This window comes from Streptomyces sp. WM6372 (assembly GCF_001279655.1).
Classification (GTDB): domain Bacteria; phylum Actinomycetota; class Actinomycetes; order Streptomycetales; family Streptomycetaceae; genus Streptomyces.
Map to the genome: position 1 here is coordinate 1 of NZ_LGDB01000241.1, position 21,454 is coordinate 21,454.

The 21,454-nt window shown below is 74.5% G+C and carries 15 protein-coding genes; 11 read left to right on the forward strand and 4 right to left on the reverse strand.

Translation table 11 applies throughout. The annotated features are described in order from the left end of the window. The 5 genes from ADK52_RS36440 to moeZ all read left to right on the forward strand — a co-directional run. A partial coding sequence (locus tag ADK52_RS36440) for a glycosyltransferase (protein ID WP_234344400.1) occupies positions 1–1,297 on the forward strand: 1,297 nt, incomplete at its 5' end. Further along, on the forward strand, positions 1,294–2,190 hold the full coding sequence (locus ADK52_RS36445) for a hypothetical protein (RefSeq protein ID WP_053694130.1): 897 nt from the start codon (positions 1,294–1,296) through the stop codon (positions 2,188–2,190). The genes ADK52_RS36440 and ADK52_RS36445, both read left to right, overlap by 4 nt. Positions 2,191–2,321: 131 nt before the next feature. Beyond that, positions 2,322–3,392 (forward strand): NAD-dependent epimerase/dehydratase family protein, encoded by a 1,071-nt coding sequence (locus tag ADK52_RS36450; RefSeq protein ID WP_053694131.1) that lies wholly within the window; start codon positions 2,322–2,324, stop codon positions 3,390–3,392. Continuing rightward, positions 3,380–4,129, forward strand: coding sequence for a spherulation-specific family 4 protein (locus ADK52_RS36455; RefSeq protein ID WP_053694132.1), 750 nt, complete (start codon positions 3,380–3,382; stop codon positions 4,127–4,129). The genes ADK52_RS36450 and ADK52_RS36455 overlap by 13 nt, the downstream gene beginning before the upstream one ends. A 63-nt stretch (positions 4,130–4,192) precedes the next feature. Next, on the forward strand, positions 4,193–5,371 hold the full coding sequence (moeZ, locus tag ADK52_RS36460; protein ID WP_030153487.1) for an adenylyltransferase/sulfurtransferase MoeZ: 1,179 nt from the start codon (positions 4,193–4,195) through the stop codon (positions 5,369–5,371). A gap of 58 nt (positions 5,372–5,429) precedes the next feature. Here the strand turns inward: moeZ and ADK52_RS36465 are convergent, their stop codons facing one another. Both ADK52_RS36465 and ADK52_RS36470 read right to left on the reverse strand, forming a co-directional pair. Beyond that, complete coding sequence (locus ADK52_RS36465) at positions 5,430–7,010, reverse strand: alpha/beta hydrolase (protein ID WP_053694133.1); 1,581 nt, start codon at positions 7,008–7,010, stop codon at positions 5,430–5,432. 88 nt (positions 7,011–7,098) lie between these two features. Then, positions 7,099–7,287, reverse strand: a complete 189-nt coding sequence (locus ADK52_RS36470; protein WP_053694134.1) for a hypothetical protein — start codon at positions 7,285–7,287, stop codon at positions 7,099–7,101. A gap of 10 nt (positions 7,288–7,297) precedes the next feature. On the opposite strand from ADK52_RS36470, the gene ADK52_RS36475 reads away from it, so the two are divergent. After that, positions 7,298–7,540, forward strand: a complete 243-nt coding sequence (locus tag ADK52_RS36475) for a hypothetical protein (protein WP_159046113.1) — start codon at positions 7,298–7,300, stop codon at positions 7,538–7,540. An 80-nt stretch (positions 7,541–7,620) separates the two neighbouring features. Here ADK52_RS36475 and ADK52_RS36480 read toward each other — a convergent pair whose 3' ends face one another. Further along, positions 7,621–10,536, reverse strand: a complete 2,916-nt coding sequence (locus ADK52_RS36480) for a lysylphosphatidylglycerol synthase domain-containing protein (RefSeq protein WP_078988876.1) — start codon at positions 10,534–10,536, stop codon at positions 7,621–7,623. A 110-nt stretch (positions 10,537–10,646) separates the two neighbouring features. Between ADK52_RS36480 and ADK52_RS44880 the strand changes: the two genes are divergently transcribed. The 5 genes from ADK52_RS44880 to nudC all read left to right on the forward strand — a co-directional run bounded on the left by ADK52_RS44880 (position 10,647) and on the right by nudC (position 20,945). Next, positions 10,647–11,003, forward strand: a complete 357-nt coding sequence (locus ADK52_RS44880) for an MGMT family protein (RefSeq protein WP_053694145.1) — start codon at positions 10,647–10,649, stop codon at positions 11,001–11,003. Positions 11,004–11,300: 297 nt separating this feature from the next. Then, positions 11,301–14,939: an ATP-dependent helicase gene (locus ADK52_RS36490; protein WP_420715003.1), complete on the forward strand. Its 3,639-nt coding sequence runs from the start codon at positions 11,301–11,303 to the stop codon at positions 14,937–14,939. Positions 14,940–15,032: 93 nt separating this feature from the next. Beyond that, positions 15,033–18,470: an ATP-dependent DNA helicase gene (locus ADK52_RS36495; protein ID WP_053694137.1), complete on the forward strand. Its 3,438-nt coding sequence runs from the start codon at positions 15,033–15,035 to the stop codon at positions 18,468–18,470. A gap of 10 nt (positions 18,471–18,480) precedes the next feature. Further along, positions 18,481–19,887: a dipeptidase gene (locus ADK52_RS36500; protein WP_053694138.1), complete on the forward strand. Its 1,407-nt coding sequence runs from the start codon at positions 18,481–18,483 to the stop codon at positions 19,885–19,887. A 116-nt stretch (positions 19,888–20,003) separates the two neighbouring features. After that, complete coding sequence (gene nudC / locus ADK52_RS36505) at positions 20,004–20,945, forward strand: NAD(+) diphosphatase (RefSeq protein WP_078988878.1); 942 nt, start codon at positions 20,004–20,006, stop codon at positions 20,943–20,945. Between the two features lie 129 nt (positions 20,946–21,074). On the opposite strand, the gene ADK52_RS36510 is transcribed toward nudC, so the two are convergent. Then, positions 21,075–21,335, reverse strand: a complete 261-nt coding sequence (locus ADK52_RS36510; protein ID WP_030153502.1) for a mycoredoxin — start codon at positions 21,333–21,335, stop codon at positions 21,075–21,077. Positions 21,336–21,454: the final 119 nt, after the last annotated feature.

Genomic DNA, 21,454 nt, shown 5'->3' on the forward strand with positions numbered 1-21,454 from the left:
CGGTGGGACCGGTGGGGCTGGTGGGCGGGGCGGGCGGGGAACCGCGCCGCGGCCCGCCGTACGGGCCCTGCTCTCGGCTTTCCACATGCGGCTGGCCGCCGAGATCTACGCCAGGGCCGACCTCCTCACCCCCGGCAACGCGCACGCCCGCCGCTGGCAGGAGCGCTGCGGCGCCACCCGCGACCGGCTGCGGACGGTGTACCCGGGGATGGAGGCGGACCGATTCGCCACCGTCGGCGAGGACCCGGACTGCGGGGACCCCGACACCCTGGTCTGGGTGGGCCGGATAGAGCCGGCCAAGGACCTGATCGCCCTGCTGCACGCCTTCGCCGAGGTGCGCCGGGCCGCGCCGGGCACCCGGCTGCGGATCTTCGCGACCGCCGTGGTCCCCGGCTACCTCGCCGACTGCCGCTCGCTCGCCGCGCAGCTCTTCCCCGACGAGGCCGCCGACGCCGTCACGGTCGGGGAGAACCCCGTCACCTTCGAGGAGATCGGCGGACCCGAGGCCCCTTCGCCGGCCCACGCGTACGGCTCCGGACGGGTGGTCGTGCTGTCCTCGGTGATCGAGGGCTTCCCGATCACGCTGGCCGAGGCGATGCTCTGCGGCCGCGCCACCGTCTCCACCGACGTCGGCGCCGTCTGCGAGGTCATCGGCGGGACGGGCCTGGTCGTCCCGCCGCGCAACCCGCGGGCGCTGGCCGACGCCTGCCTGTCGCTGCTGCGCGACCCCGAGCGGGCCCAGCGGCTCGGCGCGGCCGCCCGGGCGCGGGCCCTGGAGCTGTTCACCGTCGAGCAGAACGTGGCCGCCTTCCGGGACATCTACCTCCAGCTGCTGGCCCACGGACCGGCCCGGGCGGAGGGCGGGATCCCCTTCGAACAGCCCCTGGAGGCCCGGGTTCCGGGGCACTGGACGAGCCCGACGTGGGCGGGTGCCGGGGTGGACCGGGCGGCTGCCCCGGGCCGGGACGCGGGTTCCGCTTCGGCGCGGACAGCGGGCGCGACGGCCCCGGGCGCGACGGCCCCGGGAGCGCGGTCCGGGACCGAGACGGCCCCGGGTGGACAGGCCCCTGGCGCGCAGGCCGCGACCGCGGTGGCTCCCGGCGCGGCCGCCACCGCGATGGCCCCGGGAGCGCAGGCCGTCACCGCGGTGGCCCCTGGTGCGCGGGCCGTCACCGCGATGGCTCCGGGCGCGGCCGTTACCGCGATGGCGCCTGGCGCGCAGGCCGCGACCGCGGTGGCTCCGGGCGCGCAGCACCCGAGCACGACCACCACCACGGCCACGGAGGCGACCGTATGACCCTGGACGAAGCCGCCCCCGTCGCCTCGGCCCCCCGCCGCAGGTCCGCCGGGGATCCCGTCAAGACGCTGCTGCACCGCCACCGGGCGCTCTGCGAGCGCGCCGTGGACCCGCTGGAGATCGCCGCCGGGCTGGAGGCGCAGGGCATCACCGACCGCACCGCCGCGCGCTTCCGGCACCGGGACGTGTTCTCGCTCGCCGAGGAGCTGTACGCCCGCACCCCGCGCGGGGACGAGCCGGCCGCGCCCTCCGCCGTCCCGCCCTCCGACGCCCGGGCGTTACGGGGCTTCGGGTACGCCCTGCTCCCCGGGGCGCTCGCGCTCGGGGCGAGCTCCGCCGGGGTGCCGTTCGCCGGGCCCGTCGCCGTGCTCGTCACCGTCGCCGCCCTGGTGTGGCCCGCCAGGCCCGGGCGGGCCGCCGCGGGGCGGTTCCCGTACGCCGTGCTGCTGCTCGCCGCGGCCGCCGTCGGCTGGGCGGTGTACCGCGCCGGCGTCCCGCTCGGGGTCGGCCTGGCACTGGCCGCGGCCCCGGGGCACCTGGTCGGCACCGTGTTCGCCGCCCGCGCCCGGAGCCGGCTCGCCGGGAGCCGGGCCCTGGAGGACTTCGCCGACCGGGCCCGGCCGCTGCTCGTCGCGGCCGTCCTGGTCTTCGGTGCGGCCGCCGCGGGAGCGGCCGCGCTCGCCGGGACCCCCCTCGCCGGCGCCGTACCGCTCGCCGTGCTGCTGTTCCTGACCCGCCTGCTGCTCGGGCACGGGGCTCCGCGCGGGCCCGTGGCCGCCGCCCTGGCCCTCGCCCTGGTCCCGATCCCGCTGGCGGTGCCCGCCGCAGGGGCGGGGCTCCTCGTACACGCCGTCCTCGCGCTGTCCCGGGCGTCCGCGCACGCCCGGCCCTGAGCCCGGCCGCCCCGCCCCTTCCCGCCGCAGCTCTTCGGAGCCGTACCCCTACCCACCCCTACCCCCGACCCCGCCCATCGACCAAGGAGACACAGGATGACCGGCCAGCCAACCAACCAAGGGGACGCGCGATGAGGGTGTTGCTGATCGGAGCCAACGGATACCTCGGCCGCTACGTCGCCGACCGGCTGCTCGCCGACCCCGCCGTGCAGCTCACCGCGCTCGGCCGCGGCGACGACGCGGACGTCCGCTTCGACCTCGCCACCGGCAGCCCGGGCGCCCTCACCCGGTTCCTCGACGCTGTCCACCCCGGCGTCGTCATCAACTGCGCCGGGGCCACCCGCGGCGGGGCCCGGGAACTGACCCGGCACAACACCGTCGCCGTGGCCACCATCTGCGAGTCCCTGCGGCGCAGTGGCTGCGGGGCCCGTCTCGTCCAGCTGGGCTGCGCCGCCGAGTACGGGCCCAGCCAGCCCGGATCGTCCACGGCCGAGGACGCCGTGCCGAGACCGGGCGGACCGTACGGCGTCAGCAAGCTGGCCGCCACCGAGCTGGTGCTCGGGTCGGGTCTCGACGCGGTCGTCCTGCGGATCTTCTCGCCCGTCGGGCCCGGCACCCCCGCCGGCTCCCCGCTCGGCCGGCTGGCCGAGGCCATGCGCCGCGCGATGCAGAACGGGGACGGCGAGCTCAAGCTCAGCGGTCTCGGCGTGCAGCGCGACTTCGTGGACGTACGGGACGTCGCGCGGGCCGTGCACGCCGCCTCCCTCTCCGCCGCCCAGGGCGTCGTCAACATCGGCACCGGGCGCGCGGTCCGGCTGCGGGACGCGGCGGCGGTACTGGCCCGGGTCGCCGGGTACGGAGGCGCCCTGCACGAGCTGGACGTACCGCAGCAGGGCCAGCACGGGCCGGGCCACGGCCCTGGGCACGGCCACGGACCGGGTCACGGGCCGGGGCTCGTCCACGGCCACCAAGGCGGCGGCCGGCCGCCGGGGCTCGCCGCCATCGGCTCCCCGCGCTCCGAGGCGACGGCCGAGCAGCTCGCCGCCGGTGCGGTGACGCCCCCGTACCCGTACCCCGACGGCTGCGGCGCCTGGCAGCAGGCCGACGTGCGCACGGCCCGGGACCGGCTGGGCTGGCGGCCCCGGATCGGCCTGGAGGAATCCCTCGCGGACATCTGGATGGAGGCGGCGTGCCGCATCTGACGACCGCGGCCACGGCGGCCGCCGCGACCGAGGCGGGCCGCCTCGGCCTCGGCGTCCCCGGGTACGCGCACCCGCTGCTCGCGCCGGTCGAGTGGGCCGAGCTGACCCGGCCCGGGACCCCGCTGCACTGGACGGTGCTCAACGTCACGGACGGGCCCGGCGGCCGGCCCGATCCGCACTGCACGGAGGCCGCGGGCAAGCTCCGGGAGGCCGGCGGGACCGTCCTCGGCCATCTCGCGATGCGAGACGGTTCCCGCTCGTTCGGCGAGCTGGTCTCCGACGCCCACCGCTTCCTCGACTGGTACCGGGTCGGCGGTTTCTACCTGGCCGGCGTTCCGGCGGACCGGGCCGAACTGGCCGCCGTGCGCCGGGTCACCGACGCCCTGCGCGGCCTCGGCGAGGACCTCCGCATCGTGCTGGGACACGGCACGCACCCGTACGAGGGCTACGCGGAGGCCGCCGACCAGCTGGTCACCTTCTCCGGGGCGTGGGCGGACTACCGGTGGTCGCAGGTGGCGGAGTGGACCGCCGAGCACCCGCCCGAGCGCTTCTGTCACCTGGTCCACGGGGTGCCGCAGACGCATCTGGAGGAGGCCGTCCGGATCGCCCGATGGCAGGGCGCCGGCACGATCTGGTTCACCGACCGGGGCGGGGCCGGAGGCAGCGATCCGTGGGCCTCGCTGCCCGCGTACTGGGACGAAATCGTCTCGCGGATCGGACCGGGTGTCTCGGAATGAAGAAGGGCGTGGCAGTGTTACGGGAAGAACCACCGTTAAGACTTAACCATCTACGGAGTCCCCGTGTCGCTGCCACCCCTGGTCGAGCCAGCCGCTGAGCTCACCGTTGACGAGGTCCGTCGGTACTCCCGCCACCTGATCATCCCGGACGTCGGGATGGACGGCCAGAAGCGCCTGAAGAACGCCAAGGTGCTGGCCGTGGGCGCGGGCGGCCTCGGCTCCCCCGCCCTCATGTACCTGGCCGCGGCCGGCGTCGGCACGCTGGGCATCGTGGAGTTCGACGAGGTCGACGAGTCGAACCTCCAGCGCCAGATCATCCACAGCCAGTCGGACATCGGCCGCTCCAAGGCCGAGTCCGCGCGCGACAGCGTGCTGGGCATCAACCCGTACGTGAACGTGGTCCTTCACGAAGAGCGGCTCGAAGCCGAGAACGTGATGGAGATCTTCAGCCAGTACGACCTCATCGTCGACGGCACGGACAACTTCGCCACGCGCTACCTCGTCAACGACGCCTGCGTGCTGCTGAACAAGCCGTACGTGTGGGGCTCGATCTACCGCTTCGACGGCCAGGCCTCGGTGTTCTGGTCCGAGCACGGTCCGTGCTACCGCTGCCTGTACCCGGAGCCCCCGCCGCCGGGCATGGTCCCGAGCTGCGCCGAGGGCGGCGTGCTGGGCGTGCTCTGCGCGTCCATCGGGTCCATCCAGGTGACGGAGGCCATCAAGGTCCTCACGGGCGTCGGCGAGCCGCTCGTCGGCCGCCTGATGATCTACGACGCCCTGGAGATGCAGTACCGACAGGTCAAGGTCCGCAAGGACCCCGACTGCGCGGTCTGCGGTCCGAACGCGACGGTCACCGAGCTCATCGACTACGAGGCCTTCTGCGGCGTCGTGTCGGAGGAGGCCCAGGAGGCGGCGCTCGGCTCCACGATCACTCCGAAGCAGCTCAAGGAGTGGATCGACAACGACGAGCCGATCGAGATCATCGACGTCCGTGAGAAGAACGAGTACGAGATCGTCTCGATCCCCGGCGCGAAGCTGATCCCCAAGGGCGAGTTCCTGATGGGCACCGCCCTCCAGGACCTCCCGCAGGACAAGCGCATCGTCTTGCACTGCAAGACGGGTGTCCGCAGTGCGGAAGTCCTCGCGGTCCTGAAGTCCGCGGGCTTCGCGGACGCGGTGCACGTGGGCGGCGGCGTGATCGGCTGGGTCCACCAGATTGAGCCCGAGAAGCCGGTCTACTAGGCCGGAGCAGTCCACCAGGCCGGAGCAGTCCACCAGGCCAGAGCAGTCCAGGAGGCCCTCACCCCGCGGCCGGGGTGGGGGTCTCCTCACGTGGTGACGCCTTGGTGCAGACGGTGTCGGCGGGGGGCACCTTCCCGTCCAGCAGGTAGCTGTTCACCGCGGCCTGCACGCACTTGTCGCCGCTGTTGTAGGCGCCGTGCCCCTCGCCCTTGTACGTGAGCTCCACGCCGACGCCGGGACCGAGCCGCTCCACCATCTTGCGGGCGCCCTCGTACGGGGTGGCGGGGTCACCGGTGTTGCCGATCACCAGGATGGGCGCGGAGCCGGGGGCGGAGACGTCCGGGGTCTCCCAGGCGCCCGGGACGGGCCAGTCGGTGCAGCTCATCATGGCCCAGCCGAGGAAGTCCCCGAAGACGGGGGAGGCCGCGCGGAAGGCGGGCAGCTTCGCCTTCGTCTGCTCCAGCGTGTACCGGCCCTTGGAGTCGGCGCAGTTGATCGCCGTGTTGGCCGCGCCGATGTTGCTGTAATGCCCTTGCTGGTCGCGGCCGTTGAGCGCGTCGGAGAGTGCCATCAGCAGCTGGCCCTGCCCGCCCTCGGCCTCGTCGAGCCCCTGCTCCAGCAGCGGCCACAGCTCCTGGGAGTACAGGGCCTGGGCGATGCCGTTGGTGGCGGCGGAGTCGGTGAGCATCCGGCCGCCGATGCCGGGGATGGGCTTGTCGGCCAGGCTCTTCTGGAGCTTGATGATGTTGTCCTCGATCTCCTTGGCGGTGCTGCCCTGGAGCCGGCACTCGTCGCCGCGGTTCACGCAGTCCTGCGCGAAGTTGCCGAGGGCGAGCTGGAACCCCTTGGCCTGGCCGAGCGCGCCCTCCTCGGAGTTCTGGGTCGGATCGACGACGGCGTCGAAGACGGCCCGGCCGACGTTCTTGGGGAAGAGGTGGGCGTAGACCCCGCCGAGCTCCGTGCCGTAGGAGATCCCGAAGTAGTTCAGCTTCTCGTCGCCGAGGGCCTGGCGGATCCGGTCGAGGTCGCGGGCGGCGTTCTCGGTGCCGACGTAGGGAAGCAGGTGCCCGGACTTGTCCTTGCAGGCCTTCTGGTACTTCTCCAGGTTCCCCACGAAGGCCTTTTCCTCCGGAGGCGTCTCGGGCGAGGAATCCTGCGCGTAATAGGCGTCGAGCTGCTTGTCGTCCTCGCACAGGACGGGGGCGCTGCGCCCCACGCCGCGCGGGTCGAAGCTCACGAGGTCGTACCGCGCCCGCAGGGCCTCGTACTCCTTGGCGGCGCCGGGCAGCGTACTGATCCCGGACCCGCCGGGGCCGCCGAAGTTGAACACGAGCGACCCGAGCCGCTTGCTCTTGTCCCGGGCCTTGGCCCGGATCAGCGCGAGCGGAATCGTCTCGCCCTCGGGCTTGGCGTAGTCGAGGGGCACGTGGAGCGTGGCGCACTCCCAGTCCTTGGGCGGTGCCTGCCCCCCGCCCTCGGCGACATCGGGGGCCTCGCACTCCCCCCACTTCAGCGGCGCGGCCCCCGGGGTCCCGCCGGCCTCGGGCTTGCCCTCGCCGCTGTCGGAACACCCGCTGACCCCGGCCAGCCCGAGAGCAACGACAACGGCAACGGCACCCCGCACGACGTTCTTGGCCATGCCCCCATCCTGCGTGCCCCCGACACCCCCCGCCCCCGCGCTGACCCATTCGGGGGCGCCCGGCGTGGTCAGGGACGACCTGGCGGCTTCAGCCGCCGGGAACGCTGACGAGCAGTTCCCTGAGGCCGATCCGCCCCGCTCCGCTGCCGACGAGGGTGACTTTGGCCAGTGGGCCGCGCCGCCTGGTTTCCGGCCGGGGCGGGTACCAGCGGAGCGCGGTCAGCCGAACCTCGACGCCGGGCACGCCGACGGCTCGGAACACGTACTTCGCGGGCACGGTGTCGTACGTGAAGACGATGATCCGGGAGGGGAACTCGCGGGCGTACCGCCGGGGTTCGGCGGCCTGCCACGCGGTGGCCCCGGCCGTGGCCGCCCGCCTGTCGCCCTGGCCGGCGATCCCGTTCGCGGCCTGCCTGGCCCGAGTGGTCGCCCTCCCGGGCTACGCCCCGAAGCCCCCGGTGGTGGGCGCGATCGAGATCGCCTGCTCGGCGGCCCTCCTGGCGACGGTGGTACCGCTCTTCGGAGGCTGACGGGCCGCTGACGGGCCCAGGCGGGTGCCGGGCAGGCCCGGACGGACGTCGGACCGGCGTCGGGCGGGCCCGGGCGCCGCCTAGATGGCCTCTTTCCGGGTCAGGTAGTTGAAGGACAGCCAGCCCGGCAGCACCGGCAGCCAGAACGTCATCAGGCGGAACAGCAGCACCGCCGAGATGGCGACCTCCTTCTCCAGACCCGCCGCGATCAGCCCCAGCGTCAGCGTCGTCTCCACCGCGCCGATGCCGCCCGGCGTCGGCGCCGCCGACCCCAGCGCGTTGCCCGCCAGGAACACCACCGCGATGCTCGCGTAGCTGATGGCCTGGCCGCCGCCGAACGCCCGGATCGACGCGTCCAGGCACATCACGAAGCAGCCGGTCAGCAGCAGCATGCCGCCGATGCCCGTCATCAGCTTCTGCGGCCGCTGGAGCACGTCCAGCATGCGCGGCACCACACCCGCGAACAGCGCCCGCACCCGCGTCGCCACGAACTTCCGCAAGAACGGCACCGCCGTCACCACCAGCACCAGCACCGCCACCGTCAGCAGACCCGCGATGACCGTCCGGGACGGCGTCATCTCCGGGGTCTTCTCGGTGCCCGTCAGGTAGCCGAAGGCCAGCAGCAGCAGGATGTGGCTCGCCAGACCGAACAGCTGCGAGGCACCCACGCTCGCCACCGCCAGCCCCGGCCGGATCCCGGCCCGCTGGAGGAACCGCGTGTTCAGCGCGACACCGCCGACCGCCGCCGGCGCCACCAGCTTCACGAATGACCCCGCCACCTGCGCGACCACCGTCCGCAGGAACGACACCCGCTCCGGCACGAACCCCAGCAGGCTCATCGCCGCCGCGAAGTAGGTGAGCGCCGAGAAGGCCAGCGCCGCCCCCACCCAGCCCCACTGCGCCTCGCCGACGACCGTCGCGAAGTCCACGTGCGCCAGCTGCGTGAGCAGGAAGTACGCACCGAACGCTCCCGCGATGAACGACACCAGCGTGCGCGGCCGGATCCTCTCCAGCCGGGCCGGCTCCACCGGCGCCTGCGGGCGGATCAGCAGCACCTGCCGGCGGATCTGGCTCAGCAGATCCTCCTCGCGGGCCCCGTCGAGGGCGTCGTCCAGTGCCTTCTTCTCGGCCTTCCGGTCCGCGGCCGTGGTCGCCGCCGACTTGGCCCCCGCCGACTTGGCCCCCGCCTCGCGCGCCGCCTTCGCCACCCGCGAGGACTCCAGTACGGCCTCCCGCTGCCGGTCGGCCCGCTCCCGCGCCAGCCTGCGCAGCGTCGCCCGCGTGGAGCGGCTCAGCGCGATCGGCTGGAGCAGCGGCAGACAGTCCGCCACCGCGTCCGGGCCGAGCACCGACACCGCCGACGCCACCGCGCGCTCCGCGCCGACCCGCAGCCCGAGCGTGGTCAGCAGCTGCGCGATGTCCATCCGGAGCACCAGGTCCCCGGCCGCGATCTCGCCGCCGCGCAGGTCGGTGAGGACGACATTGCCGGAACGATCCACCACGAGCGCGTCGCCGGTCAGCCGCCGGTGGGCGATCCGCCGCGACTGGAGGGCCCGTACCTGCTTCCACGTGTTGTGGGTCAGGTCGTCGGTGATCTCCTCGTCGGCGAGCGCGTCGAGGGGCCGGCCGTCCAGGTGCTCGTACACGAGCATCACGGCGTCCGGGCCGAGCTCGGAGGTGGCGATCAGCTTCGGTGCGTTGGCCCCGGCCGCGATCGCCGCGTACGCGAGGAGCGCCTCCTGCTCCAGCGCCTGGCGCAGCGACTGGAGGCTGCGCCGCGTCGTGATGCCGCGCAAGGTGAGCCGGCGCCACACCCGGTAGAAGAACCCGTGCGCCTGCTGCTCGCGGTCGACGACGGTGACGTCGAGCGGCGGGCCGTCCTCCAGCGTGACGTGGTAGCGCCGGCCCCGGTCGCTGACCTCCGAGGCGTCGGCCCCGTCCGGAAGCTCCGCGCGCATGGCGCTGACCGGCTTGAAGCCGACCCGGCGCAGGCCGGCCAGCAGGGTCTGCCCGGTGGGGCGGACGTTCGGCGAGCCGACGGCGTACAGGGTCCCGTACGCGACGCTCCAGCCGATCAGCACGGTCAGGATGATCGAGAAGGGGGTGGTGTACCCGCTGACCAGCATCGCGAAGGCGTCGAGCAGCAGCACCACCCACAGCGCGACGCGCCAGCGAGGCCTGCGGGTCATGCCGACGGCGGTCATGTACGCGATGACGGGCGCGAGGTAGCCGTGCACCGGGTCGGTGATGGGGCCGCCGATGCTGGTGGGACGGGTGAGGGCGTCCTGGATGGTGTCGGACGCGGCCTGGGAGACCCACAGGTCGGTGGCGAGGGTCACGCCGTGCGCGAGGACGGCGGCGAGCACGCCGTCGGCGATGCGCAGCCCGTCCCGCTTGATCAGCCGCTCGATGGCGAAGGCCACGGGTACGAGCAGCACGGCGATGCTGGACACCAGCCCGGCGACCTTGATCAGCAGATCGGGGGCGGCGCCGGTGCCCTGGCTGATGTCGGCTTCGAGGCCGGCGGTGGTGCGGTGCGCGAAGGCGGCGATGCCGAGGACGACGGCGATGCCGAGGACGCCGACGAGGAGGCGTACGAGGTCGGAGGGGCGGTGGACGCGGGCGGCGAGCAGCGGCTCGTCGACCTCGACCTGCTCGGCGGACGCGGAGGCGCGCCCGTGCGGCCCGTCGGCGTCGGCCGCGGGCGCGGGCGCCTTCCCGGCCTTGGCCCGGGCCCGGGGTTCGCGCGTGACACCGGCCTCGGGCTCGGGCTCGGGCTCGGACTTGGCCTCGGGCTCGGCCTCGGGCGCGGGTGTGCCTCCGGGGCCGGTCCCGGTTCCCGGCGCGGGCGTACCCCGGCCGGGGGGCTCGTCGGGGAGCTTCCCGGACCCGGGGTGCGGGTCTGGGCGCGTGCTGTCGTCCTCAGCCGCGCCGTCCGGAGGGCTCACACCCTGCTCCTTCGTCGTCACTTCCGTCTCTTCTTGATCACGTATCACCAGTCACCGCCCGGAAGATGGTGGCACGGACCGACGTACGGGCGGGGCATCAGGGTGCGCGCCGGTACGGAAGGAAACCTTCCGGGAACCGGTCCGTGATGTACGGCACCATGGGCGGAATGAGCGAAGAGCTGCCCGCGTACGCGGAGCGGGTGCTGGAGGCGGCCGAGCGGATTCCGCCCGGCCGGGTGATGACGTACGGGGACGTCGCCGAATGGCTCGGTGAGGGCGGACCGCGCCAAGTCGGGCGCGTGATGGCCCTGTACGGGGGAGCGGTGCCCTGGTGGCGCGTGGTCCGGGCGGACGGCCGGCCGCTGCCCGGCAGCGAGGTCCGGGCCCTGGAGCACTACCGCACGGAGGCCACCCCGCTGCGGCTGACCGCCGGCGGAGAGGCCCGGCTGAACATGCCGCGGGCGCGCTGGGACGGCCGGGAGCAGAGCGCCGCACGGGACGAGGGTCACATCTGACAGCTTCGGCCATGCGGGGCCGGGGCGGGCGGTCGAGCGCCCGTACGGGCGACGGTCGGCGGCCCCTCCGTCCCCACCTCGGGGAACTGCGCGGGACCCGGCGGTTGCCGTAGCGTTGCCTCTTCGGCTCCGCCGGGCGCGGCGGCGACCGCGCCGCCCGCAGCACCCGAAGCAACGGCAGGAACCGCAGGAACCGCAGCATCCGCAGACCCACCAGGACCGGCACCCCACGTGATCACCTCTCCATCCGACCGCACCGAGCGGCGGCGTACGCGGACCCCTGACGCGTACCGCCTCGTGCGCACCGGGCAGGAACGGGTGGATCCCCCTGTTCTGGACGCAGCGCAGCAGGCGGTGGTTGACCACACCGACGGCCCGCTTCTCGTCCTGGCCGGACCGGGTACCGGGAAGACGACCACGCTGGTCGAGGCGGCCGCGGCCCGGGTCGAAGCCGGGGTGGACCCGGACCGGATCCTGATCCTCACCTTCAGCCGCAAGGCGGCGGTGGAACTGCGCGACCGGGCCGCCCTGCGGCTCGGCGGGGCGCGGGCCCCGCAGGCCACCACCTTCCACTCCTTCTGCTACGGACTGGTCCGCGCCCAGCAGGACACCGACCTGTTCGCGGATCCGCTGCGGCTGCTGTCGGGCCCGGAGCAGGACGTGATGGTCCGCACCCTGCTGGACGGGCAGCGGCAGATCCGCTCCATCCGCTGGCCGGACGACCTGCGGGCCGCGCTGACCACGCGCGGCTTCGCGGACGAGGTCCGCGCGGTGCTCGCCCGCGCCCGCGAGCTGGGCCTCGGCCCGGCGGCGCTGGACGCGTTCGCGACGCGGCTGGGCCGCCCGGACTGGAAGGCCGCGGCCGCGTTCCTGTCGGAGTACCTGGACGTCCTGGACATGCAGGGCACGCTGGACTACGCGGAGCTCGTACACCGGGCCGTCCTCCTGGCGGAACGCACTCCGTCGCTCGCCGGGTCCTACGACGTGATCTACGTGGACGAGTACCAGGACACGGACGCCTCCCAGCTGCGGCTGCTGCGGTCCCTGGCCGGCCCGGCGGGCACGCTGATCGCCTTCGGCGACCCGGACCAGTCGATCTACGCCTTCCGCGGCGCCGACATCAACAACATCCTGGACTTCCAGGGCTCTTTCCCCGGCGCTGCCGTCCACGCCCTGACGGTGGGCCGCCGCTCGGCCGCGAACCTCCTGGCGGCAACCCGCCTCCTGACCACCCGCATGCCGGTCCCGCGCCTGCCGTCGGCGGCGGTCCGCGCCCACCGCTCCCTGACCCCGGTCCGCGAGGGCGGCGGGGTGGAGGTGTTCACGTACCCCACGGCCGGCGCCGAGGTGGACAACATCGCCGACATCCTGCGCCGGGCGCACCTGGAGGACGGCGTGCCGTGGCAGGACATGGCCGTCCTGGTCCGCTCCGGAGGCCGCACCCTCCCGGCGATGCGCCGCGCCCTGATCTCGGCGGGGGTCCCGGCGGAGACGGACGGCACGGACACCCCCCTCCGCCACGAACCGGCGATCACCCCCCTCCTGACGGCCCTGCGCACGGCCGCCACCCCCCTCCCCGCAGCCGACGGCTCCGGCCGGCCCGACGCCTCGGCGGAGGCCACCGCGGAGGCCGGCCCGGCGGACGCGACTGCAGCCACCGAGCCCGAGCCCGAGCCCGGGTCCGAGCCCGGGTCCGAGCCCGGGTCCGAGCCCGGGTCCGGGTCCGAGCCCGGGTCCGACTCCGCGGCCGGCCCGGCCCGCCTCGGAGGCGAGGCCGCCGGCGTCTCCGGCCTGCCCGGGCAGCGGCAGCGTGGTGGTTCCGCCGACGGCACGGCGCCTGACGCGGCGGGTGCCGCCGAGGCCGGGCCGGCGGGGGAAGAGGACCCCGCGGACGACGCCGCGGAGGCCGGCCCGGCGGACGCGACTGCAGCCCCCGAGGCGGCCGAGCCCGAGACCGAGACCGAGCCCGGGTCCGACTCCGCGGCCGGCCCGGCCCGCCCCGCGGACGACGCCGCGGACGAGGCCCGGTCCGGGCCCGCCGCAGGCGATGGCGTCGACGCCGGGTGGATCGGGGTCGAGGCGGCGCTGGCGCTGCTCACCTCGCCGCTCGGCGGGATGGACGCCGCCGACCTGCGGCGGCTCGGGCGGGCCCTGCGCGACGAGGAGCGGGCCGCCGGCATCAAGGTGCCGGCCCCCTCCGACGTCCTGCTCGCCCGCGCCCTCGCCGAGCCCGAACGGCTCACCGCCCACGACCCCGCGTACGCCCGCGGAGCGCAGCGCCTCGGACTGCTCCTGCGCAAGGCCCGCGAGCTCCTCCAGGGCGGCGGCACCGCCGAAGAGGCCCTGTGGACCCTCTGGGAGGGCACCCCCTGGCCCCAGCGCCTGGAGCGCAGCGCCCGCCGCGGCGGCGCGGGCGGCCGCAACGCCGACCGCGACCTCGACGCCGTCTGCGCGCTCTTCGACACCGCCGCCCGCGCCGAGGACCGCACCGGCGGCCGCGGCGCCCTCAACTTCCTCGAACAGCTCGAAGCCGAGGACATCGCCGCCGACACCCTCACCACCCGCGCCACCCGCTCCGAGGCCGTCCGCCTCATGACCGCCCACCGCTCCAAGGGCCTGGAGTGGTCCCTGGTCGTCGTGGCCGGGGTACAGGAAGGGCTCTGGCCCGACCTGCGCCGCCGCGGCTCCCTCCTCGAAGCCGACCGCATCGGCCGTGACGGCCTCGCCGAGCCCCTCACCCCCGGTGCGCTCCTCGCCGAGGAGCGCCGCCTCTTCTACGTCGCCGCCACCCGCGCCCGCGACCGCCTCGTCGTCACCGCCGTCAAGGCCCCCGCCGAGGACGGCGACCAGCCCTCCCGCTTCCTCACCGAGCTCGGGGTCACCCCGAAGGACGTCACCGGCCGCCCCCGCCGTCCCCTCGCCGTCCCCGCGCTCGTCGCCGAACTGCGTGCCACGACCGTCGACCCCGACGCCTCGCCCGCGCTCCGCGAGGAGGCCGCCCGACGCCTGGCCCGCCTCGCCGCGCTCACCGATCAGGACGACCGCCCGCTGGTCCCCGCCGCGCACCCGCAGCGCTGGTGGGGGCTGTACGAGCCCACCGCCTCGGCCGTCCCGCTGCGCGACCGGGACCGGCCCGTCGCCCTCTCCGGGTCCGCCCTGGACCAGCTCGCCAACACCTGCTCCCTCCAGTGGTTCCTCGGCCGCGAGGTCAAGGCCGACGCCCCCTCCACCGCCGCGCAGGGCTTCGGCAACGTCGTCCACGTCCTCGCCGACGAGGTCGCCTCCGGCCGCACCCCCGCCGACCTGGCCGTCCTGATGGAGCGCCTCGACTCCGTCTGGGACGCCCTCGCCTTCGACGCCCCCTGGAAGTCCCGCCAGGAGAAGGACAACGCCCGCGCCGCCCTGGAGCGCTTCCTGCGCTGGCACACCACCGACCGCGGGGGCCGGGCGGCCGTGGCCACGGAGCACGCGTTCGACGTCACGCTCGAAGCGGGTGACCACACCGTCCGGATCCGGGGTTCCATGGACAGGGTCGAATCGGACCCCCAGGGGCGCGCGTACGTGGTCGACTTCAAGACCGGCAAGGCCGTGCCCACCAAGGACGAGGTCGCACGGCACCCCCAGCTCGCCGTGTACCAGCTCGCCGTGCGCGAGGGCGCCGTCGACGAGGTCTTCGACGGGGTGCGCCCCGAGGCGGGCGGCGCCGAGCTCGTCCAGCTGCGCCAGGGCGCCGCCCAGCGGGACGGCGGCGAGACGGTGCCCAGGATCCAGGCGCAGCAGCCCCTGAACGGCGAATGGGTCGGCGACCTCCTCGCCACCGCCGCCGGCCGGGTCCTGGACGAGCGCTTCGCGCCCGCCACCGGCAAGCACTGCGACCACTGCTCCTTCCGCAGCTCGTGCAGCGCACGCCCGGAGGGCCGCCAGACGGTGGAGTGAAGCGGGCCGTTCGACGCCCGGCGGCCCGCCGGTGATCGACCGGCCGGTGAGACGGCGGCCGGGAGTGTCGGTGGGTCCGGCTAGCCTCTTCACGTGTCCGCGCGTCCGTCCGTCCTCACCGACCCCGAGCAGCTCAAGGAGCTCCTCGGCATCCCTTTCACGCCCGAACAGCTGGCCTGCATCACCGCCCCCGCCGCCCCACAGGTCATCGTGGCCGGCGCCGGCTCCGGCAAGACCACCGTCATGGCCGCCCGCGTCGTCTGGCTGGTCGGCACCGGAGCGGTCGCCCCCGAGCAGGTCCTCGGCCTGACCTTCACCAACAAGGCCGCCGCCGAGCTCGCCGAGCGCGTACGCAAGGCCCTCGCGCGGGCCGGCATCACCGACCCGGACCCTTCTCCGGCCGAGGCCGACGCGGCCGGCGGCGAGCCGCGCATCTCCACGTACCACGCCTTCGCCGGACAGCTCCTGACGGACCACGGCCTGCGCATCGGCCTGGAGCCCAGCGCCCGCCTCCTCGCCGACGCCACCCGCTTCCAGCTCGCCGCGCGCGTGCTGCGCGAGGCCCCCGGCCCGTACCCGGCGCTGACCAAATCCGTCCCCGACCTGGTCAGCGACCTGCTCGCGCTCGACGGCGAACTCTCCGAGCACCTGGTCACCCCGGCCGAGCTGCGCGCGTACGACACGGAGCTCCTCGACGCCCTCGCCGGCGCCAAGCTCACCAACGACGACCTGCGCAAGGTCCCCGAGGCCGTCCGCGGCCGCCTCGAACTGCTGGAGCTGACCGAGCGCTACCGCACCGCCAAACGCTCCCGCGACCTGCTCGACTTCAGCGACCAGATAGCCCTGTCCGCGCAGCTGGCCACCACCCGGCCCGAGGTGGGGGCACTGTTGCGCGAGGAGTTCCGGGTGGTCCTGCTCGACGAGTACCAGGACACCTCCGTGGCCCAGCGGCTGCTGCTGTCCGGCCTGTTCGGCGGGGGCAGCGGGCACGCGGTGACCGCCGTCGGCGACCCCTGCCAGGCGATCTACGGCTGGCGCGGCGCGTCCGTGGCCAACCTGGACGATTTCCCCGAGCACTTCCCGCACGCCGACGGGCGCCCCGCGACCCGGTTCTCGCTGAGCGAGAACCGGCGCAGCGGCGGCCGCCTCCTCGACCTGGCCAACGAGCTGGCCGCGCCGCTGCGCTCGATGCACGAGGGCGTGGAGGCGCTGCGCGCGGCGCCGGGGGAGGAGCGGGCGGGCTCGGTCCGCTGCGCGCTGCTGGACACGCACGCCGAGGAGCTGGAGTGGCTCGCGGACTCGGTCGCGCACCTGGTCCGTACGGGGACGGAGCCGCGCGAGATCGCGGTGCTGTGCCGGTCGGCGCGGGACTTCGCGCAGATCCAGGCCGTACTGGTGGCCCGGGACGTGCCGGTGGAGGTCGTCGGGCTGTCCGGGCTGCTGCACCTGCCGGAGGTCGCGGACCTCGTCGCGGTGTGCGAGGTGCTCCAGGACCCGGGCGCCAACGCCTCCCTCGTCCGGCTGCTCATCGGCCCGCGCTGGCGGATCGGCGCGCGCGACCTGGCGCTGCTGGGCCGCCGGGCGCGGCAGCTCATCGGCCGCGCGCCCGGCGAGGTGGACCCGCAGGAGCGCCTCGCGGCGGCGGTGGAGGGCGTGGACCCGGCGGAGGTCGTCTCCCTGGCCGACGCGCTGGAGACGTTCCTGGACGGCTCCGCGGCCGCCTCGGACGACCTGCCGTTCTCTCCCGCGGCCAGGGTCCGCTTCGCCCACCTCGCCCAGGAGCTGCGCGACCTGCGGCGTTCGCTCGCGGACCCGCTGATGGACGTACTGCACCGGGTGCTGGGCGCGACCGGCCTGGACGTGGAGCTGTCGGCGTCGCCGCACGCGCTGGCCGCCCGGCGGCGCGAGTCGCTCTCCGGGTTCCTGGACGTGGCGGCCGGCTTCGCGTCCCTCGACGGCGAGGCGAGCCTGCTGGCCTTCCTCGGCTTCCTGCGCACGGCGGTCCAGTACGAGAAGGGCCTGGACCACGCCCTCCCCGGCGGGGAGAACACGGTGAAGGTGCTCACCGCCCACAAGTCCAAGGGGCTGGAGTGGGACGTGGTGGTGGTCCCGGACCTGTGCGCGGGCTCGTTCCCGAAGGAGAAGGCCCCGGAGCCGTGGACCTCGTACGCCAAGGTCCTTCCGTACGGTCTGCGCGGTGACGCGGACACCCTTCCGGCCGACCCGGCGTGGACCTCGGCGGGCCTGAAGTCCTTCAAGTCCGCCCTGAAGGAGCACAAAGCGGTGGAGGAACTCCGCCTGGGCTACGTGACGTTCACCCGCCCCCGCAAGCTCCTGCTGGGCTCGGGGCACTGGTGGGGCCCGACGCAGAAGAAGCGCCGGGGCCCGTCCCCGTTCCTGTCCTCCCTGCACGCGCACTGCGCGGCGGGGCACGGCGAGATCGAAGCCTGGGCGGAGGAACCGGACCCGGACGCGGAGAACCCGTCCCTGGCCACGGAGTCCACCCCGGACCAGTCCTGGCCGCTCCCCCTGCACCCGGCGTCCCTGACCCTCCGCCGCGCGGCGGCGGCCCTGGTCGAGTCCCACCTGGCCGCCCCGCAGCCGGAGCCCGCCCCGGAGCCGGAGCAGGACCCCTACCTGTGGCCCCCGGACTGTGAGGAGCCGTCGTACGCGGAGGAGCCCGCCGCCGGCGCGCCGGACGACGATGACCTGTGGGCCCCGGACGAGGCCACCGCTTCCCCGCCGGGCGCCGCCGCAGCATCCGTCCCGCACGCGCGTGGCGGACGGCGTACCGCGGGAAGGGCCGCCCTCACCCCCGAAGAGGCCCGGGCCGTCGCCTCCTGGGACCGGGACCTCGACGCCCTCGAAGGCGAGCTGCGGCGCGCCCGCGCCGCCGTGCGCGACGTCGAGCTCCCGGCCGCCCTCTCCGCCAGCCAGCTGCTGCGCCTCGCCGCGGACGAGCAGGGCTTCGCCCGCGACCTCGCCCGCCCCATGCCGAAGCCCCCGCAGCCCGCGGCGCGCCAGGGCACGCGCTTCCACGCCTGGGTCGAGTCCCGCTTCGACGAGCTCCCGCTGCCGCTCCTCGACGTCCTCGACCCCGCCACCGAGCTGCCCGGCTCCGACCAGGACATCGTCGACGAGGCCGACCTCGACTCCCTCAAGGCCGCCTTCGAGCGGAGCGAGTACGCCGAGCGCACCCCGTACCGCATGGAGGTCCCGGTCCAGCTCACCCTCGCCGGCCGCGTCGTCCGCGGCCGGATCGACGCCGTGTACCGGACCGAGGACGGCGGTTACGAGATCGTCGACTGGAAGACCGGCCGCACCACCGAAGCCGACCCCCTCCAGCTCGCCGTCTACCGCCTGGGCTGGGCGGAGACCACCGGCACGCCCCTCGACCGCGTCACCGCCGCCTTCCTCCACGTCCGCAGCGGCCGCGTGATCCGCCCCCGCGACCTCCCCGGCCGGGACCGTCTTGAGCGGATCCTCCAAGGCAAATCGGGCACGGAAAGTGACCGGCACCCCGACAGTTAGGCTCGTAGGCATGAGCGAAACCCCGGCGGACAGCGTCGTCCGCACGTACATCGACACCCACCGCGCCGCGTTCCTCGACGACCTGGCCGAGTGGCTGCGCATCCCCTCCGTCTCGGCCCAGCCCGAGCACGCGGACGACGTACGTCGCAGCGCCGAGTGGCTCGCCGCGAAGCTCAAGGAGACCGGCTTCCCGGTCACCGAGATCTGGCCCACCCCCGGCGCTCCCGCCGTCTTCGCCGAGTGGCCGAGCGCGGACCCGGACGCCCCGACCGTCCTCGTCTACGGGCACCACGACGTGCAGCCCGCCGCGGTCGCCGACGGCTGGCACACCGACCCGTTCGAGCCCGTGGTCCAGGGCGGCCGCATGTACGCGCGCGGCGCCGCCGACGACAAGGGCCAGGTCTTCTTCCACACCCTCGGCGTACGGGCCCACCTGGCCGCCACCGGCGCCGAGGCCCCGGCCGTGCACCTCAAGCTGCTCATCGAGGGCGAGGAGGAGTCGGGCTCGCCGAACTTCCGCGCCCTGGTCGAGCGCGAGGCGCAGCGCCTCGCCGCCGACATCGTGATCGTCTCCGACACCGGCATGTGGTCCGAGACCACCCCCACCGTCTGCACCGGCATGCGCGGCGTCGCCGACTGCGAGATCGACCTGTACGGGCCCGACCAGGACATCCACTCCGGCGCCTTCGGCGGCGCCGTGCCCAACCCGGCCACCGTCGCCGCCCGCCTGGTCGCGGCGCTGCACGACGCCGACGAGCGGGTCACCATCCCCGGCTTCTACGACAACATCGCCGAGCTCACGGACGAGGAGCGGGCACTGATCGCCGAGCTGCCGTTCGACGAGTCCGAGTGGCTGCGCACGGCCAAATCGCACGCCGCCGCGGGGGAGAAGGGCTACTCCACCCTGGAGCGGGTCTGGGCCCGCCCGACCGCCGAGGTCAACGGCATCGGCGGTGGTTACCAGGGTCCCGGCGGCAAGACCATCGTGCCCGCCTCCGCCCACCTGAAGCTCTCGTTCCGCCTGGTGTCCGGGCAGGACCCGTACGAGGTCGAGGCGGCCGTCCGGGACTGGGTCGCGGCGCGGATCCCGGACGGAATCCGGCACTCCATCGTCTTCGGCGCCCCCACCCGGCCCTGCCTGACCCCGCTGGACCACCCGGCGCTCCAGTCCGTCGTACGGGCCATGGGCCGGGCGTTCGGCGAGAAGGTCCGCTTCACCCGCGAGGGCGGCTCCGGACCGGCGGCGGACCTCCAGGACGTACTGGACGCGCCCGTCCTGTTCCTCGGCATCTCCGTGCCGTCCGACGGCTGGCACTCGCCGAACGAGAAGGTCGAGCTGGACCTGCTCCTCAAGGGCGTCGAGACGGCCGCCTACCTGTGGGGCGACCTGGCCGCCTCCCACGGGAAGCCCGCCTGAGGCACCCACAGCCGTATCGAATCACCGAGTCACCGAGTCACCGAGTCATCGCGTCACGAGTCACGAGTCACGAGTCACGAGTCACTGAGCCTGCCCGTGTCCCACCACCGGGGGAGTTGGAAGTACCTGTGAGCACCCATACCGAGCACCCGATCTCGCTCGCCGCGCCCAGCGGAATCGACCGCGCCGCGCACCACCGCCTCGACGAGGCCTGGCTCGCGGCCGCCTGGAGCCACCCGACGACCCGCGTCTTCGTGGTCTCCGGCGGTCAGGTCCTGATCGACGACACCCCCGACGGCGGCACCGGGATCGTGATGACCCCGGCCTTCGAGGCGCCGGTCACCGAGACGCACCGCTACTTCCTGGGCACCGACGACGACGGCGTACGGTACTTCGCGCTCCAGAAGGACTCCCTGCCCGGCCGGATGGACCAGTTGGCCCGCCCGGCCGGCCTGCGCGAGGCCGGGCTGCTCCTCTCCCCGCGCGACGCCGGGCTGATGGTGCACGCCGTGGCCCTGGAGAACTGGCAGCGGATGCACCGCTTCTGCTCCCGCTGCGGCGAACGCACGGTGGTCGCGGCCGCCGGGCACATCCGCCGCTGCCCGGGCTGCGGCGCCGAGCACTACCCGCGCACCGACCCGGCGGTGATCATGCTGGTCACCGACGAGCACGACCGCGCGCTGCTGGGCCGCCAGGTGCACTGGCCGGAGGGACGGTTCTCGACGCTGGCCGGGTTCGTGGAGCCGGGCGAGTCGATCGAGCAGTCGGTCGTGCGCGAGGTGTGGGAGGAGGCGGGCATCAAGGTCGGCGAGGTCGAGTACGTCGCCAGCCAGCCCTGGCCGTTCCCGTACAGCCTGATGCTCGGCTTCACGGCGCGCGCCACGACCACCGAGATCACGGTCGACGGCGAGGAGATCGAGGAGGCCCGCTGGTTCTCCCGCGAGGAGCTGCGCGCCGCGTTCGAGTCGGGCGAGATGCTGCCCCCGTCGGGGATCTCCATCGCGGCCCGCCTGGTCGAGCGCTGGTACGGGGAGCCGCTGCCGCGCTCGGTCGGGTAACGCTCGTCACACGGCGGCGCGCACGGCGTGGCAGACAGTGGCGGACAGCAGAAGGCCCCCGCCGAGGGCGGGGGCCTTTCTGTGTGCGCACTGCGCAACGCGCAGCGCGCCGTGCGCGGGGGCTGCGGGTCAGACGGCGAGGGCCTGCTTGACCTGGGCCAGGCTCGGGTTCGTCATGACCGACTCGGCACCGGCGGCGGACTTCACGAGCACGGTCGGAACCGTCTGGTTGCCGCCGTTCGCCTTCTCGACGAACGCCGCGGACTCCGGGTCCAGCTCGATGTTGATCTCGTTGTACGCGATGCCTTCCCGGTCCAGCTGGGTCTTCAGCCGGCGGCAGTAGCCGCACCAGGTCGTGCTGTACATCGTGACGGAACCCGTGTCCTGCATGCTGCGCTCTCCTCTGTGGGGTCTGGGTGGTCCGAGTACTCGAACGTACGGGACCGCGGGGCCATTCCCGCACCCGCGGTACGGCCGTGACGTCCAAGTACGTCAAGTGCGTCCGGTAA

Bases quoted from the DNA above. Each gene is read 5' to 3' on its own strand.
- ADK52_RS36445 (WP_053694130.1), top strand. From the start codon at position 1,294: ATGACCCTGGACGAAGCCGCCCCCGTCGCCTCGGCCCCCCGCCGCAGG.
- ADK52_RS36450 (WP_053694131.1), top strand. From the start codon at position 2,322: ATGAGGGTGTTGCTGATCGGAGCCAACGGATACCTCGGCCGCTACGTC.
- ADK52_RS36465 (WP_053694133.1), bottom strand. From the start codon at position 7,010: ATGGCCAAGAACGTCGTGCGGGGTGCCGTTGCCGTTGTCGTTGCTCTC.
- ADK52_RS44880 (WP_053694145.1), top strand. From the start codon at position 10,647: ATGGGCGGAATGAGCGAAGAGCTGCCCGCGTACGCGGAGCGGGTGCTG.
- ADK52_RS36500 (WP_053694138.1), top strand. From the start codon at position 18,481: ATGAGCGAAACCCCGGCGGACAGCGTCGTCCGCACGTACATCGACACC.
- ADK52_RS36510 (WP_030153502.1), bottom strand. From the start codon at position 21,335: ATGCAGGACACGGGTTCCGTCACGATGTACAGCACGACCTGGTGCGGC.